Below are 12,950 nucleotides of genomic sequence, written 5' to 3' on the forward strand. Positions count from 1 at the left end.
TCCTGTTTAGACATTACTGCTCTTCTTCCATCATTCGGGGGAAGAGTGTTTCAGTGTTTCCATCTACACCAATGATTTGACCGGAAATATGTTTTCCATAGTCAGAACAAAGGAAGACGATTAAATCTGCGATTTCTTCTGGATCCACATAACACTGCATGGATGTTCCAATCGCATAAAGGTCGCGCACATAGTCTTCGGATAATCCTTCACCCTTTGCATGGGCGGAGATTACGTTATCCATACGTTCGCCATTTACATTGCCCGGCACGATGCCATTCACGCGAATATTGTCGGGGCCTAGTTCCATAGCCAATGTTTTTACCAAACCAGTGACGGCCCATTTAGCGGCAACATAGGGGCTTCTGTTGGGGAAGCCTAAAATACCAGCGGCAGATACCAGATTAATGATGGTACCTTGTTTCTTTTCTTTAAAATGAGGCACCACGTTTTTAGTGAAAAAGAATTGGCTATCGATACAAACAGCCATGGTTTGACGCCATTGATCGACTGTTACATCTTCAATTGGGGCGGTAGGACCGGCGATACCTGCATTGTTAACCAGAAAGTCCAAGCCATCGGTCATGACTTCAGACATGATACGATCCACCTCGTCTGGATCACTGACATCACAGATATATTTGGTGATGTCATCTGGCAGGGTATCCAGGACTTCTTCATTAATGTCGCAGGTATAAACCTTCGCGCCTAGTTTATGCATGGCGAGACAGGTGGCACGGCCCATACCAGCACCACCTGCACTTACAAATGCTCGTTTTCCTTCCAGAGAAACTTTCATTCGCTTAAGCCATTATTGTTTATTGACGATAGGATGGATCAACTTGATCCAACTGACGCAACAAAGCAGGCCATTCATATTTACCCGGAGGGAAATCGGCATATTGGCGACGTGATAGTTTCCAGATTTCCTCCGGACCTTTATCTAATGGTAGGCCTGTGGAATATGCTTCAACCATCACCTGGCAGGCCCGGATTAAGTAATACATATTCATGAAGGCTTCGCCTGCCGTTTCGCCCACTGTCAAGAAGCCGTGGTTACGCATGATCAAACAGGATTTACCTTCGATATTTTTTGCCAAAGCATCACGTTCTTCAAGGGTTAGGGACAAACCTTCCCAATCGTGATATCCGATATCGCCATAAAGCATGGAGGTATCTTGGATCAAATAATCCAAACCATCTTTTAGCGCAGTCACAGCCAAGCCAGCAGGGGCATGTGCATGGAAGACAACTTTCATATCTGGATGTGCGTTATGGATGGCAGAATGAATGACGAAGCCTGCGGTATTCACATCTGTTGGGCCAGACAGAACAGTGCCATGTTCATCCACCTTAATCAGATTAGATGCCGTTACTTCATTGTATAACAAACCAAATTTGTTCAACAGGAACTGATGGTCTGTGCCCGGTACACGCATGGTTATATGGTTCCAGATCAAATCATCATAACCGTAAAGGGCTGCTAAACGGTAAAGAGCAGCAAGATCAATACGGGCTTGCCATTCTTCGGGTGTGATTTGGCTTGCACCTTGTGCGGATTTGAAGCTGTCTTCGTTCAGCTCGCGGCGGTCCATTTCGTTAATTTCGTCTTTCATCTTACTTCCCTCTTAATAACTGATCATTTTGTTCTTCAAGTAGCTTTACAGCCATGAGATGGTTTTGGTCGAAACCATATTTATCTACAGCGCGGCTGTAGATATCTTCCACTTGCTCACACATTGGCAGTGTTGTGCCTGTGCTTTTGGCGAGCTCAAGGGTCAATTTCATATCTTTATGCGCAAGTCCGAGGGCAAAGCCCGGATCATAGCTGCCTTCAAGAATAGGGGGGCCATAACGGTCTGCCACATAGGAACGTCCGGTTGATTTTTGCACGATGCTTAACATTATTTCCGGATCAACACCGCCCTTTATGCCAAGCATCAATGCTTCGCTTAGGGCGACGGAATGCAAGTAGCAAAGCATCACTTGTGAAATCTTTGCCACATATCCTGCGCCGTGATCGCCAAGATGTTTTACATCTCCGCCGATAACATCCAGAATGTCTTTTACTTTTTCATATGTTTCAGCCTTGCCACCCACATAGATGGCTAAGCTACCTGCTGCGGCACCTTCTGTGCCTCCGCTGATCGGGGCATCCAGTGTTGAGATATCTTTTGCTTCTGCAGCGGCGCGAATTTCGCGCTCCACTTCTAAATTGTTGGTGGAGAGGTCAATCCAGATCGACCCCTGTTTCATAGCGTCTAGGATGTTGTCCTCATCCAAGGCAATTGATTGCAACTGCTTTGGACCAGGTAGGGAAGTCATAACAACATCTGCGTCTACGACCACCTCGGCAGGGGATGTTGACCATACACCACCAGCTGCCAAAATTGGTTCTGCTTTGGATTTATCTAAATCAAAGACATTTATATCATAGCCTGCTTTGGCGATATTAAGGGCCATTGGTCCGCCCATATTCCCTAGACCGATAAATGCGATTTTCATCTTTGCTTCTCTCCTGAAAAGAAGCCTCACCCTTTATTTCGGGTGAGGGAGTTACTCTAAGGGTAATTAGTCTGTCAAACCGTCGGAACGATGGGCTTCACGTTCGTAATGCATTGGTAAAGCGCGTCCATAAACCTGTTTGGAATGTTCTGGGCGGTTTACAGTATATGGATCAATGGCATAAGTCGGTAAGGCGATAATGCGATTTGTTTTACCTTTGACCGGTGTTACGCGATGCATGGAAAAACGACCTTTGAAAATTTGCATATCACCCGGACGAAGTTGCAGGGAATGAACTGGATCACGATCACCATTCAAAACCTTATTCACGCCATCAAAATTTTCATCAGATCGATTGCGAATGTCAGGGGCATATTCGAAAGTGCCGCCTTCTTCAGATTCTTGAACCAGAATTGAAACCGTGAAATCGTTTCCATCAAAATGCCATGGGAAATAATCGTTATCACGCATCACACCATATGGGTGATTTCCCAAAGGATCTGCCCAGCAATAAAGTGGAGATACATTTAAACATTCGCTTAAAAAATCTAACAATATTTGAGAGTCAAAGATCGCATTGAGATCAGATTGTTCTTCAAGGCGGTCTGAGTCGATAAATCCGCTGCTGCGATATTCAAAGAAACGTTTTGGATGATCTTCTGGTAAGCTTTCATCTTCTTTCGTGAAATATGGGTTATGGTTCAGGCTGGACCAAAAGGTTTTTTCTTCCAGACGATGTGCTTCCGCTTGCATACGATCTAAAGATTCTTGTGTGACGAAATCCCGAAGAACCACACATCCAACATCATCCAATTCCTTGCGACAGCGGTCGACCAGTTCTTGACGGGTTGTAGATTCTTTATCGTGAATTGGATAAGTATTTAAATCAAAGATGTGATCCATCGGATCGTTTTTCATAATCTTTAATGGTGTTTTTTCCATATTCATAGCATCCTCCATTACAAATATGGTCGTCTGGGTTCAAAAAGGTGAAATCAGACGTTTTGAATTCTTGTATGTGAGAAGTATGTGTTATTTCTCTTTGACAAAGCAAACGAATATAAATTATGGGTAATATCGGATTTTTCGATTTAACTGAGAATACTCTATGAATATTGAACATATGCGCGCGTTTTTAGAAGTTGCTACAACGGGCAGCTTTCAATTAGCCGCAGATAAATTACATGTGACACAGTCCACGATTTCTGCACGTATCAAGGCGCTGGAGGAACGTTTGAACCGTCAGTTATTTGTACGTCGAAGAAACGGCGCAGAACTAACTGCTGGCGGACATCATTTTCACCGACATGCATTAACAGCTGTGCGGTCATGGGATCGTGCACGTCAAGAGATTGCCCTGCCGGATGATATGAAAGCCATTGTAAATCTTGGGGTGCAGTTGAACCACTGGGACAGAATTGCCGCACCATGGTTGAATTGGATGAATTCGAATGCATCTAATTTGGCAGCGCAAATCGTATCAGAATATTCTGAACCTTTGATGCATCGCCTTCGTGATGGATTATTGGATTTGGCGATTTTATATGATCCGCAACAGAGACCAGAATTGGTCATTGAATCCTTCCTTGTTGAGAAATTGATTTTAGTGTCAACAACGCCAAGGCAAGTGGAAGCAGAAAGGGTTCAAGGGTATATTTTTGTGGATTGGGGAGATAGCTTTAAAGCACAACATAGCTTGGCTTTTCCAAATGCGCTGTCGCCTAAACTATCTGTTGGTATTGGATCTGTTGGTTTAAACCATATTTTACAACATGGTGGATCGGGTTATTTTATTGAAGAAACAGTAAAGCCTTTAATTGCGGAAGGGCGTTTGTTCCGAGTGAAAGATGCACCAGAATTTAAACGTCCAACCTATCTGGTTTATCAAGATAGTCCATCTGATCATGATTTGTTGGAAACTGCGATCAAAGGATTGCGTTCCATCTTACCTGACACGGTATAAAAGTGAGTTAAAAGAATGAAAATAACCAATGTTAAAACCACTTTGGTGGAAGTCCCATTTGAGAAGCCTGTAAAAACTGCAATCCATGATATGCGATCAGTTGGATGTTCTTTACTTGAAATTGAAACGGATGAAGGCCTTGTTGGTGAAGCCTATCTTTTCTCTTTAAACGGTGTGCGTCTGAAATCATTGGATGAGATGTTAAAAGGATTTAATCATCATCTAATCGGTGCCGACCCACATTACATAGAAATGATTTGGCAAAAGATTTGGTCAGAAATTAACCCAATGGGGCATGCGGGGGTAACCATTTCGGCTTTATCAACGATTGATACGGCCCTTTGGGATTTGGTTGGGAAAGCAGCTAATCGGCCATTGCATCACATATTTGGCGCCTGCAGGGATAAGATAAAAACCTATGCAAGTGGTGGTCTATGGATGTCGCAAAGCATTGATGAACTTCAACAAGAAGCCAATGAATTTCTAGATCAAGGCTTCAGAGCCATGAAAATTCGTGTGGGTCATCAAGACATCACCAAAGATGTGGAACGCGTTCGCGCAGTGCGTGACGCTGTAGGTGATGAAATTGAATTAATGGTTGATGCCAATCAAAGCTTTAATCCAAAACATGCCATTCGTCTGGGTCGAAAATTAGAAGAGTTTAATCTGGTCTGGTTTGAAGAACCTGTGCCTGCTTATGATCTAGACGGTCATGCAGAGGTGCGTTTGGCACTTGATACTCCGATTGCCAGTGGGGAAACGGATTATACGAAATATGGCATGAAGGATTATATCGATAAGAAAGCCTGTGATGTCTTAATGCCGGACTTGCAACGTATTGGTGGTTTAACAGAAATGCGTAAAACCGCAGCAATGGCAGAGGCTGCAAATATGCCGATCTCCACGCATATCTTTACAGAGCAAAGTTTATCTATTGCTGGTTCTGCCCCAAATTGTATATCAGTGGAACATATGCCTTGGTTCTGTCCGCTCTTTAATGAAGAAATGGTCATTAAGGATGGTTTGGTTGAGATCCCCAATCGTCCCGGTACTGGCTTTACTTTCCGCACGGAAGCTAAAGAGAAATATAAGTTATGATGGCTGGAAGTTTGAAGATCTTGGAGAGAGAGTGGAATCCTTATGATTTTATATGATGCAAATTCATCCGGATGTAACCCTGTAACCGTTCGACATTTTATTTTAGAACGTGAAGGGTTGTCATTAGAGGTGGAGCATATTGATTTAGTAAATTTGGCAAATAGAGAGCCAGATTATCTTGAAAATGTGAATAGCCGTGGTGAAGTGCCTGCCTTGCGTTTGGATAATGGATCCATTATCACTGAAACCACAGCCATATGTGCGTATCTGGATGAAGTTGCCACAAGTGGTATGTCTTTATTTGGAAATACACCGGAAGAACGCGCTGAAACAAATATGTGGGTGAGGCGGGTATATCTTGAAATTTGCTCACCACTTTTAACTTGGTGGCGTGGCACAGAAGATGCCGTTCAGTTCTATAAAGGTCATCGTGTACCTGCAACCGATGCACAAGAATGGATGCAAGGGCAAACCCATAAAGGATTGGAGCGTTTAAACATCGATCTTGAAGGGCGTATGTTTATTGCGAATGCTAAGTTAACAATGGCAGATATCTTATTAAATGCTTTTCTGACTACCTTACTACGTAAAATTACTTGGGCGGATCGTGAAGATTTAACAAACTTGATGTCTTGGCGGAAGATGATGGCAAGCCGTCCTTCCAGTAAAACAATGTTGGACCCGTTACCTCGTAAAATTGGTTGAGATGTCTAACCTCAAATCAACAAAAAGGGCCTGAAGTTAAATTCAGGCCCTTTTATGTTTCAGCTATAAAGCGTGATTAGCAAGTGATTGCTTTGGTTTCAAGGAAGTCTTCCAGACCCCATTTACCACCTTCACGGCCAATACCGGATTGCTTGTAGCCACCAAATGGCATGCCTTGGGATAGGTCACCACCATTCATGTGAACCATGCCTGCACGTAATTTACGTGCAACGCGGTTTGCTTTATCCAAATCTTGCGTTTGAACATAAGCTGCCAAGCCATAAGGGGTATCATTACCAATTTTGATGGCTTCTTCTTCTGTTTCAAACGGGATCATGGCTAATACAGGGCCAAAGATTTCCTCAGCAGCAACAGTCATCTCGTTATTTACATCAGCAAAGACTGTAGGCTTGATATAGTAACCTTTTTCAAAGCCTTCTGGGCGACCAACACCACCTGCAACTAATCGGGCACCTTCATCAATACCTGCTTGGATCAAGCCCTGGATTTTGTTGAATTGAAGTTCGCTGACAACAGGGCCCATATGACGGCCTTCTTCTGTTGTCGGGCCAACTTTTACAGATTTTGCTGTTTCTTCGGCAATTTTTACAGCTTCTTCATAAGCTGATTTTTCAATCAGCATACGTGTTGGCGCATTACAGGATTGACCTGTATTGTTCATGCAATGCAATACGCCGCGTTTTACTGCTTTTTGTAGGTCAGCATCTGCGAAAATAATGTTTGGTGATTTACCGCCAAGTTCCAAAGAAACACGTTTCACTGTGTCTGCGGCGTCTTTTGTCACCATAACACCGGCACGTGTGGAACCTGTGAAGGACATCATGTCGATATCTGGATGTTTGGACATAACAGAACCAACGCTTGGGCCATCGCCGTTTACAAGGTTAAATACACCTTTAGGGAAACCAGCTTGATCCATCCATTCTGCAAATACCATAGCAGAAAGGGGGGCAATTTCACTTGGCTTCAATACTACGGTGCAACCGACTGCAACCGCAGGAATTACTTTCAATGCGATTTGGTTAACAGGCCAGTTCCAAGGTGTAATCAAGCCACAAACGCCAATTGGTTCATGACGAATAACCTTTTCGGTATCACGATATTTAGATTCGTCTTCAAACTCTTCTAAAGCTTCAATAAAGCCACCTAAATGCCACGGACCCGACCCTGCTTGGGAATTATCTGCCAAGGTTTTTGGTGCACCCATTTCCAAACGAACAGCTTCGCCCATGTCAGCGTTATTTTTATTCATGATATCCATGAGGTTTTTCAACAGTTGCAAACGCTCTTCTTTTGACGTTTGGCTATATGTTTCAAATGCTTCGCGTGCCGATGCGACTGCTTTGTTTACGTCAGCTTCGCCACCCATGGAAATAACGGCACAAGCTTCTTCGGTTGATGGATCAATCACATCTAGTGTTTTTGGTTCTACCGGGTTTACCCATTCACCATTGATGTAGAATTTTGTTTTATCTAACATGGCTTTCAGTCCTTATAAAAGTTCGCCTAAACTGTAGTTTCGACTACGCATCGAAATCATGTTTTAATTTCTCTGAGCGCAGTTTATTCAAAATGTGATCACATTTACAAGCTGAATCTTCACATGAAGTAAGATCGCTTGATCAAATGTCTTTGTCCTAATCAGAAATTATTATGGGATACATATAAGAAAGGGTGGACTTTAAAATCAAGTCCACCCATACGTATTTATGCGCAAAATATTTTTGGTCTTATCTAAAATAAAAACGATTCGCTTTTATTCAGCTGCAGCTTTGTTGTCTTTAACTGCAGCTAATGACACAGGCGCTGCAGGTTTTTGTTTTGTATCTAAAGTCATTTTACGGCTGTAGCGGCCTTCGATTTTCGCGCCTGCTTCTACTTCAAGAACATCATGATAAACATCGCCAACAACATGCGCGCTATTTTTTAGACGTACTTTCTTGGAACGAATCTCACCTTTTAAGTAACCCAAGATAGTTACCTGTTCCGCTTCAACTTTTCCGTCCATTTTACCTGTTTGTCCGATTGTCAAAGCATGACATTTAATTGTACCAGTAAAACCACCATCAAGTTGCACATCGCCTGCACCTTGTAACTCACCACCGATTTCAATACCTTCGGCAATAACAGAAAGCATGGTTGGCGCTTTCTTTGGCGTCGGTGTTGTCACTTCAGCTTGCGGTTGTTTATTCTTAGACCCAAACACGTTCTTAGCTCCCTTGGCCATAAGTGGCCCTGTCTCTTAAATCCAGATTGATTTTGGATAAGTAAATTTAGATATATGGTACGCTAATATAATAGCCTAGACAATGGGTCTAAGATGATTCTTTTATGAATTTTTAGGTAAGATTTTACCTATCACAAAAAGAGTCAATGGAATCAAACATGAAGCTTGATTCCATTGCTAAACATTTATTTTAATTAAAATTTTATTCAGCTGCAGTTGCAACCTGAGATTCAATTTCTGCGATATATTTTTCAGCTTCTAGCGCTGCCATACATCCCATACCTGCCGCTGTCACAGCCTGGCGGTAAATCTTGTCTGTCACGTCACCAGCGGCGTATACACCCGGCACTGTTGTGGATGCTGTACCTGCTTCAACCAATAGGTATCCATGGTCATCCATTGGCAGTTTCCCTTTGAAAACTTCTGTCGCAGGACTATGCCCAATTGCGATAAACACACCATCAACAGTTAGTTCACTCTTGCTGCCGTCTTTGGTGTTCTTGAGACTCAAACCTGTAACACCTTTGCCTTCTTCCCCAAGGATCTCTTCCAGTGTGTTATTCCAGAGAATTTCAATCTTTGGATTCGCAAATAGACGATCTTGCAAGATCTTTTCGGCTGTTAACTGATCGCGACGATGGATCAGTGTAACTTTTTCTGCATGATTGGTCAGATAGATTGCTTCTTCAACGGCTGTATTGCCGCCGCCAACAACAGCGACTTCTTTACCGCGATAGAAGAAACCATCACATGTGGCACATGCACTTACACCAAAACCTTGGAAAGTTTGTTCTGATTCAAGCCCCAACCATTTTGCCTGTGCACCTGTGGAAACAATTATACTATCAGCTGTATAGACTGTACCACTGTCACCTGTTGCACGCATTGGACGGCTTTCAAAATCAACATCAACGATGATGTCATAAACTAGATCAGTGCCCACTTTTTCAGCTTGTTCACGCATCTGTTCCATTAACCAAGGACCTTGGATCACATCAGCAAAACCCGGATAGTTTTCAACTTCAGTTGTAATGGTAAGCTGACCACCCGGTTGAAGACCTGCAACCAATCTAGGTTTCAGGTTTGCACGTGCTGTGTAAATCGCAGCTGTATAACCAGCAGGGCCAGAACCGATAATTAAAACTTTAGAATGTTGGGTTTCAGACATTTTCGTAAACTTTCCGTTTCGCGTGTTTTCTCACGCAATTTGCTATTTCATTTGGGTCCTAAAGATAGGCACAGAAAAAGGAATCTCAAGAGGCTTTTTCGCAGAAAATAAAGCTTTTAGTGAATCCAGTAGTTTAAACCTGTTTCCTTAGGAAGATTTTTCATATGTTACAAAGCGATAGGCAGGATTATCGCCTTCTGCTTCATGTGATTCTGTGAAAACTTCTTGCCAGATAGTTTTATCGATTTCCGGGAAATATGCATCGCCATTCGGCGATAAGGCTACTTCCGTAATATAAAGTCGCGTCGCGGATGATAGGGCAGATGTGTATATTTGCGCGCCACCCACGATCATGATTTCCTCTAAGTTAAGCTCTGTCGCATATTTTTTTCCGAGCTGCACTGCGGTCTCAATATCAGCAACGACATCAACTTTTGGATCGGCTTCGTAATTGGTATTTCGGGTGATCACGATATTTGGGCGGCCCGGTAAGGGGCGACCAATGGATTCATAAGTCTTTCGCCCCATGATGATGGGTTTGCCCATTGTTGTTTTTTTGAAATATTTCAAATCCTCAGACAGATGCCACGGTAAATCACCATCAACACCGATAACGCGGTTTTCACCTTGGGCGACAATCATCGAAATATGCACAGTTTGAACCCTTATCCTTTTATGAATTCCCTATCAATTAAGAGAAACCATCTTTCACGTAAACATAAAAATAGATTTTCAAATTTGACAATAAACTAAATTATCCCTATATACTGCAAAAGACAGACATCTGATAAGATGTTGTTCAGTTCGCATTTATGTTGAGGAGACCGATATGGAATTCATATTTAATCAGCTAACGGATATGGAGATTTATGGATGGGAAGCTTTTATCGGTGATTGGTTCTTTGTTTTCTCTTTCGCTTTTTTAGCGCTCGAATTTCTAAGATATGGTTTGAGAGAAAAGATCAGTTGGGGGCTAATTGGCGATGTTTTTACAAATTACATCACGCTTGGTGCCTTTATCGGAATTAATTATCTGGTAATTGGCGGATTTTATGTGGGGGTTTTCTTTTATGTATCCGAATATGCGATTTGGACGATTGAAAGCAATTGGACTAGCGTTGCGATTTGTATCATTTTGGCAGATCTAATGTATTACTGGGAACATCGATTTGCTCATCGTGTGAATGTTGCTTGGGCGACGCATACGGTACATCATTCATCCCCGCATTTTAATATTTCTGTCGCCTATCGTTTTGGTCCGCTAGATGGATTATTGCCACTACCGTTCTATATTCCTTTGGTGTTGCTCGGCTTTAATCCATTTGTTGTGTTTTTTGCCGAAATGTTTGTGCAGTTATATCAGACATTGTTGCACACGGAAGGTTTTGGAAAATTCCCACGTATTATTGAGAAGGTCATGAATACGCCGTCGCACCATCGTGTGCATCATGGGTCCAATAACAAATATCTGGATAAGAATTATGGTGGCATCTTCATCATTTGGGACCGTATGTTTGGGACCTTCGCAGAAGAAAAAGAAGACGTGGTTTATGGATTGGTGACGCCGATCAAAAGAAACGATCCTTTTTCAGCTTTCTTTCATGGGTTTTATCGTTTGGGGCAAAAGGTTTTCTATACCAAGGGTCTTTTCAATAAAGTCGGTTGTTTGATTATGCCGCCGGGCTGGGAACCAGCTAATCAAAAACGTCAGATCAAACAATAGATAAACAAAGGATTATACACATGCCTTCATTCAAACAGACAGTCGCTGGTATCGCGGTTTCAACAGTGATCGTAATTGGTGGTGCATATATGGCATATGAGATGCCATCAATTTCGGAATATGTGGTGAGTTATGATAGCTCATTTTCAGACGCGGTGACACAAGTGGAAATAGTGAGAGAAACGCCAGAAATTAGCCAAGTAGCAACCACTTCACCTAATGGAGGCGATTTGAGTTTCACAATTTATGATATCGAACGAAACTATGGTAAAGTTATTGTAATGGTTTATGGCGATGAAGATAGTTATAGCACTTATGATCCAAATGGATTGATCGCTTATGACGAGTTATCGATAAACGGTGGGACTGTACATGCTTCCTTTGAAAATATTGGAGAAGGTCCCTTTGCGATCTCTTTCTTTCAAGATGAAGATGGTAATGGTGATTTAACTTTACAGGGAGAATATCCAATCGAAGGTTACGGCGGTTCAGGTATGAAAACACCTTATTCTGAGCCTTCATTTGAAAAAGCTTCTGTGGGTCTTGGAAGTCATAATTTTAAAATGCATTATTTAAAATAAAGTCGTTTTGTATTGTCGAAGAGTGTGACCTTCTGATGAATCGGATAAGATGCTACCAGATTTGATTTGAGGATGAATTTATGAAGCAATATCTGGAACTGGCACAAGATGTCTTGGATAACGGTATTTTTAAAGGTGACCGCACGGGAACTGGGACCAAATCTGTTTTTGGCCGTCAGCTACGCCATTGTTTGAAAGATGGTTTTCCGCTTCTGACCACAAAGAAATTACATTTTAAAAGTATTGCCAATGAATTGATCTGGTTTCTGAATGGTGACACAAACACTAAATGGTTACGTGAAAATGGCGTGTCTATTTGGGATGAATGGGCGACAGAGGCGGGGGAGCTTGGCCCTGTATATGGCAAGCAATGGACGGCATGGGAAACCAAGTCAGGTGAAACCATTAATCAGATCGACTATGTGGTTGATACTCTAAAGAATAATCCAAATAGTCGTCGTATTTTGTTTCACGGCTGGAATGTTGAATATCTGCCAGATGAAGGTGTCAGCCCGCAAGATAATGCGGCAAATGGAAAAATGGCGTTACCACCATGTCATCTTTTATATCAGTTCTATGTGGCGGAAGGACATTTAAGTGCGCAACTTTATATCCGTTCCTCTGATGTTATGCTGGGGCTGCCTTACAATATTGCGTCACTTGCGTTATTGACACATATGTTGGCTGAACAATGCGATCTAATCCCGCATGATATTGTCGTCAGTTTCGGGGATGCACATATCTATAGTAATCATTTTGAACAAATTGAAACGCAGCTGCAACGTAGTCCAAAAGCGTTGCCAGAGTTAAAGATCAATCGAAAACCGGATAGTATCTATGATTATAAATTCGAAGACTTTGAAATCATTGGATATGACCCTGATGCTCATATCAGTGCGCCTGTAGCCATCTAATCCTTAATTCTAAATTCTACAAAATATCAACTGTGGGAGAATATC

General features: G+C 42.3%; 14 protein-coding genes. 6 read left to right on the forward strand and 8 right to left on the reverse strand.

Features of this window, described 5'->3' with window-relative positions; genetic code table 11:
• Positions 1–13: 13 nt before the first annotated feature.
• The 4 genes from ACOQOA_RS16275 to ACOQOA_RS16290 all read right to left on the reverse strand — a co-directional run bounded on the left by ACOQOA_RS16275 (position 14) and on the right by ACOQOA_RS16290 (position 3,453).
• Positions 14–799 carry an SDR family oxidoreductase gene (locus ACOQOA_RS16275; protein WP_420549655.1) on the reverse strand — a complete coding sequence of 262 codons (786 nt, stop codon included), beginning with the start codon at positions 797–799 and terminating at the stop codon, positions 14–16.
• A 19-nt stretch (positions 800–818) separates the two neighbouring features.
• Complete coding sequence (locus tag ACOQOA_RS16280; protein WP_218048799.1) at positions 819–1,616, reverse strand: class II aldolase/adducin family protein; 798 nt, start codon at positions 1,614–1,616, stop codon at positions 819–821.
• Between the two features lies 1 nt (position 1,617).
• Complete coding sequence (locus ACOQOA_RS16285; RefSeq protein ID WP_420549656.1) at positions 1,618–2,505, reverse strand: NAD(P)-dependent oxidoreductase; 888 nt, start codon at positions 2,503–2,505, stop codon at positions 1,618–1,620.
• 66 nt (positions 2,506–2,571) lie between these two features.
• Positions 2,572–3,453 (reverse strand): HalD/BesD family halogenase, encoded by an 882-nt coding sequence (locus ACOQOA_RS16290; protein ID WP_420549657.1) that lies wholly within the window; start codon positions 3,451–3,453, stop codon positions 2,572–2,574.
• Between the two features lie 160 nt (positions 3,454–3,613).
• On the opposite strand from ACOQOA_RS16290, the gene ACOQOA_RS16295 reads away from it, so the two are divergent.
• From ACOQOA_RS16295 to ACOQOA_RS16305, 3 genes are read left to right on the forward strand one after another with little or no spacing between them, the layout of a single operon-like run.
• Positions 3,614–4,468, forward strand: a complete 855-nt coding sequence (locus ACOQOA_RS16295) for a LysR family transcriptional regulator (protein WP_420549658.1) — start codon at positions 3,614–3,616, stop codon at positions 4,466–4,468.
• A gap of 15 nt (positions 4,469–4,483) precedes the next feature.
• Positions 4,484–5,566: a mandelate racemase/muconate lactonizing enzyme family protein gene (locus ACOQOA_RS16300; protein WP_420549659.1), complete on the forward strand. Its 1,083-nt coding sequence runs from the start codon at positions 4,484–4,486 to the stop codon at positions 5,564–5,566.
• A gap of 42 nt (positions 5,567–5,608) precedes the next feature.
• Positions 5,609–6,271 carry a glutathione S-transferase family protein gene (locus ACOQOA_RS16305; RefSeq protein WP_420549660.1) on the forward strand — a complete coding sequence of 221 codons (663 nt, stop codon included), beginning with the start codon at positions 5,609–5,611 and terminating at the stop codon, positions 6,269–6,271.
• 76 nt (positions 6,272–6,347) lie between these two features.
• Here ACOQOA_RS16305 and ACOQOA_RS16310 read toward each other — a convergent pair whose 3' ends face one another.
• The 4 genes from ACOQOA_RS16310 to ACOQOA_RS16325 form a co-directional block, all read right to left on the reverse strand.
• Positions 6,348–7,772 (reverse strand): aldehyde dehydrogenase family protein, encoded by a 1,425-nt coding sequence (locus ACOQOA_RS16310; protein ID WP_420549661.1) that lies wholly within the window; start codon positions 7,770–7,772, stop codon positions 6,348–6,350.
• A 276-nt stretch (positions 7,773–8,048) separates the two neighbouring features.
• Complete coding sequence (locus ACOQOA_RS16315) at positions 8,049–8,498, reverse strand: bactofilin family protein (RefSeq protein ID WP_420549662.1); 450 nt, start codon at positions 8,496–8,498, stop codon at positions 8,049–8,051.
• 223 nt (positions 8,499–8,721) lie between these two features.
• Complete coding sequence (gene trxB, locus ACOQOA_RS16320) at positions 8,722–9,687, reverse strand: thioredoxin-disulfide reductase (protein ID WP_420549663.1); 966 nt, start codon at positions 9,685–9,687, stop codon at positions 8,722–8,724.
• Positions 9,688–9,834: 147 nt separating this feature from the next.
• Complete coding sequence (locus ACOQOA_RS16325; protein ID WP_420549664.1) at positions 9,835–10,341, reverse strand: dihydrofolate reductase; 507 nt, start codon at positions 10,339–10,341, stop codon at positions 9,835–9,837.
• Positions 10,342–10,516: 175 nt separating this feature from the next.
• Between ACOQOA_RS16325 and ACOQOA_RS16330 the strand changes: the two genes are divergently transcribed.
• From ACOQOA_RS16330 to ACOQOA_RS16340, 3 genes are all read left to right on the forward strand, one after another.
• The gene (locus ACOQOA_RS16330) at positions 10,517–11,410 is read left to right on the forward strand and encodes a sterol desaturase family protein (protein ID WP_420549665.1); all 894 of its coding nucleotides are present in this window, start codon (positions 10,517–10,519) and stop codon (positions 11,408–11,410) included.
• Positions 11,411–11,430: 20 nt separating this feature from the next.
• Entirely contained in the window at positions 11,431–11,991 is a 561-nt protein-coding gene (locus ACOQOA_RS16335; RefSeq protein ID WP_420549666.1) for a DUF2141 domain-containing protein, read from the forward strand.
• Between the two features lie 80 nt (positions 11,992–12,071).
• The gene (locus tag ACOQOA_RS16340; protein ID WP_420549667.1) at positions 12,072–12,905 is read left to right on the forward strand and encodes a thymidylate synthase; all 834 of its coding nucleotides are present in this window, start codon (positions 12,072–12,074) and stop codon (positions 12,903–12,905) included.
• Positions 12,906–12,950: the final 45 nt, after the last annotated feature.

It is taken from the genome of Curvivirga sp., assembly GCF_965219885.1.
Classification (GTDB): Bacteria; Pseudomonadota; Alphaproteobacteria; order UBA8366; family Aestuariispiraceae; genus Curvivirga.

Coding starts and splice junctions, on each gene's coding strand:
- ACOQOA_RS16330 (WP_420549665.1), top strand. CDS start 10,517: ATGGAATTCATATTTAATCAGCTAACGGATATGGAGATTTATGGATGG.
- ACOQOA_RS16310 (WP_420549661.1), bottom strand. CDS start 7,772: ATGTTAGATAAAACAAAATTCTACATCAATGGTGAATGGGTAAACCCG.
- ACOQOA_RS16285 (WP_420549656.1), bottom strand. CDS start 2,505: ATGAAAATCGCATTTATCGGTCTAGGGAATATGGGCGGACCAATGGCC.
- ACOQOA_RS16305 (WP_420549660.1), top strand. CDS start 5,609: ATGATTTTATATGATGCAAATTCATCCGGATGTAACCCTGTAACCGTT.
- ACOQOA_RS16290 (WP_420549657.1), bottom strand. CDS start 3,453: ATGAATATGGAAAAAACACCATTAAAGATTATGAAAAACGATCCGATG.
- ACOQOA_RS16280 (WP_218048799.1), bottom strand. CDS start 1,616: ATGAAAGACGAAATTAACGAAATGGACCGCCGCGAGCTGAACGAAGAC.
- ACOQOA_RS16340 (WP_420549667.1), top strand. CDS start 12,072: ATGAAGCAATATCTGGAACTGGCACAAGATGTCTTGGATAACGGTATT.
- trxB (WP_420549663.1), bottom strand. CDS start 9,687: ATGTCTGAAACCCAACATTCTAAAGTTTTAATTATCGGTTCTGGCCCT.
- ACOQOA_RS16295 (WP_420549658.1), top strand. CDS start 3,614: ATGAATATTGAACATATGCGCGCGTTTTTAGAAGTTGCTACAACGGGC.
- ACOQOA_RS16335 (WP_420549666.1), top strand. CDS start 11,431: ATGCCTTCATTCAAACAGACAGTCGCTGGTATCGCGGTTTCAACAGTG.
- ACOQOA_RS16275 (WP_420549655.1), bottom strand. CDS start 799: ATGAAAGTTTCTCTGGAAGGAAAACGAGCATTTGTAAGTGCAGGTGGT.
- ACOQOA_RS16300 (WP_420549659.1), top strand. CDS start 4,484: ATGAAAATAACCAATGTTAAAACCACTTTGGTGGAAGTCCCATTTGAG.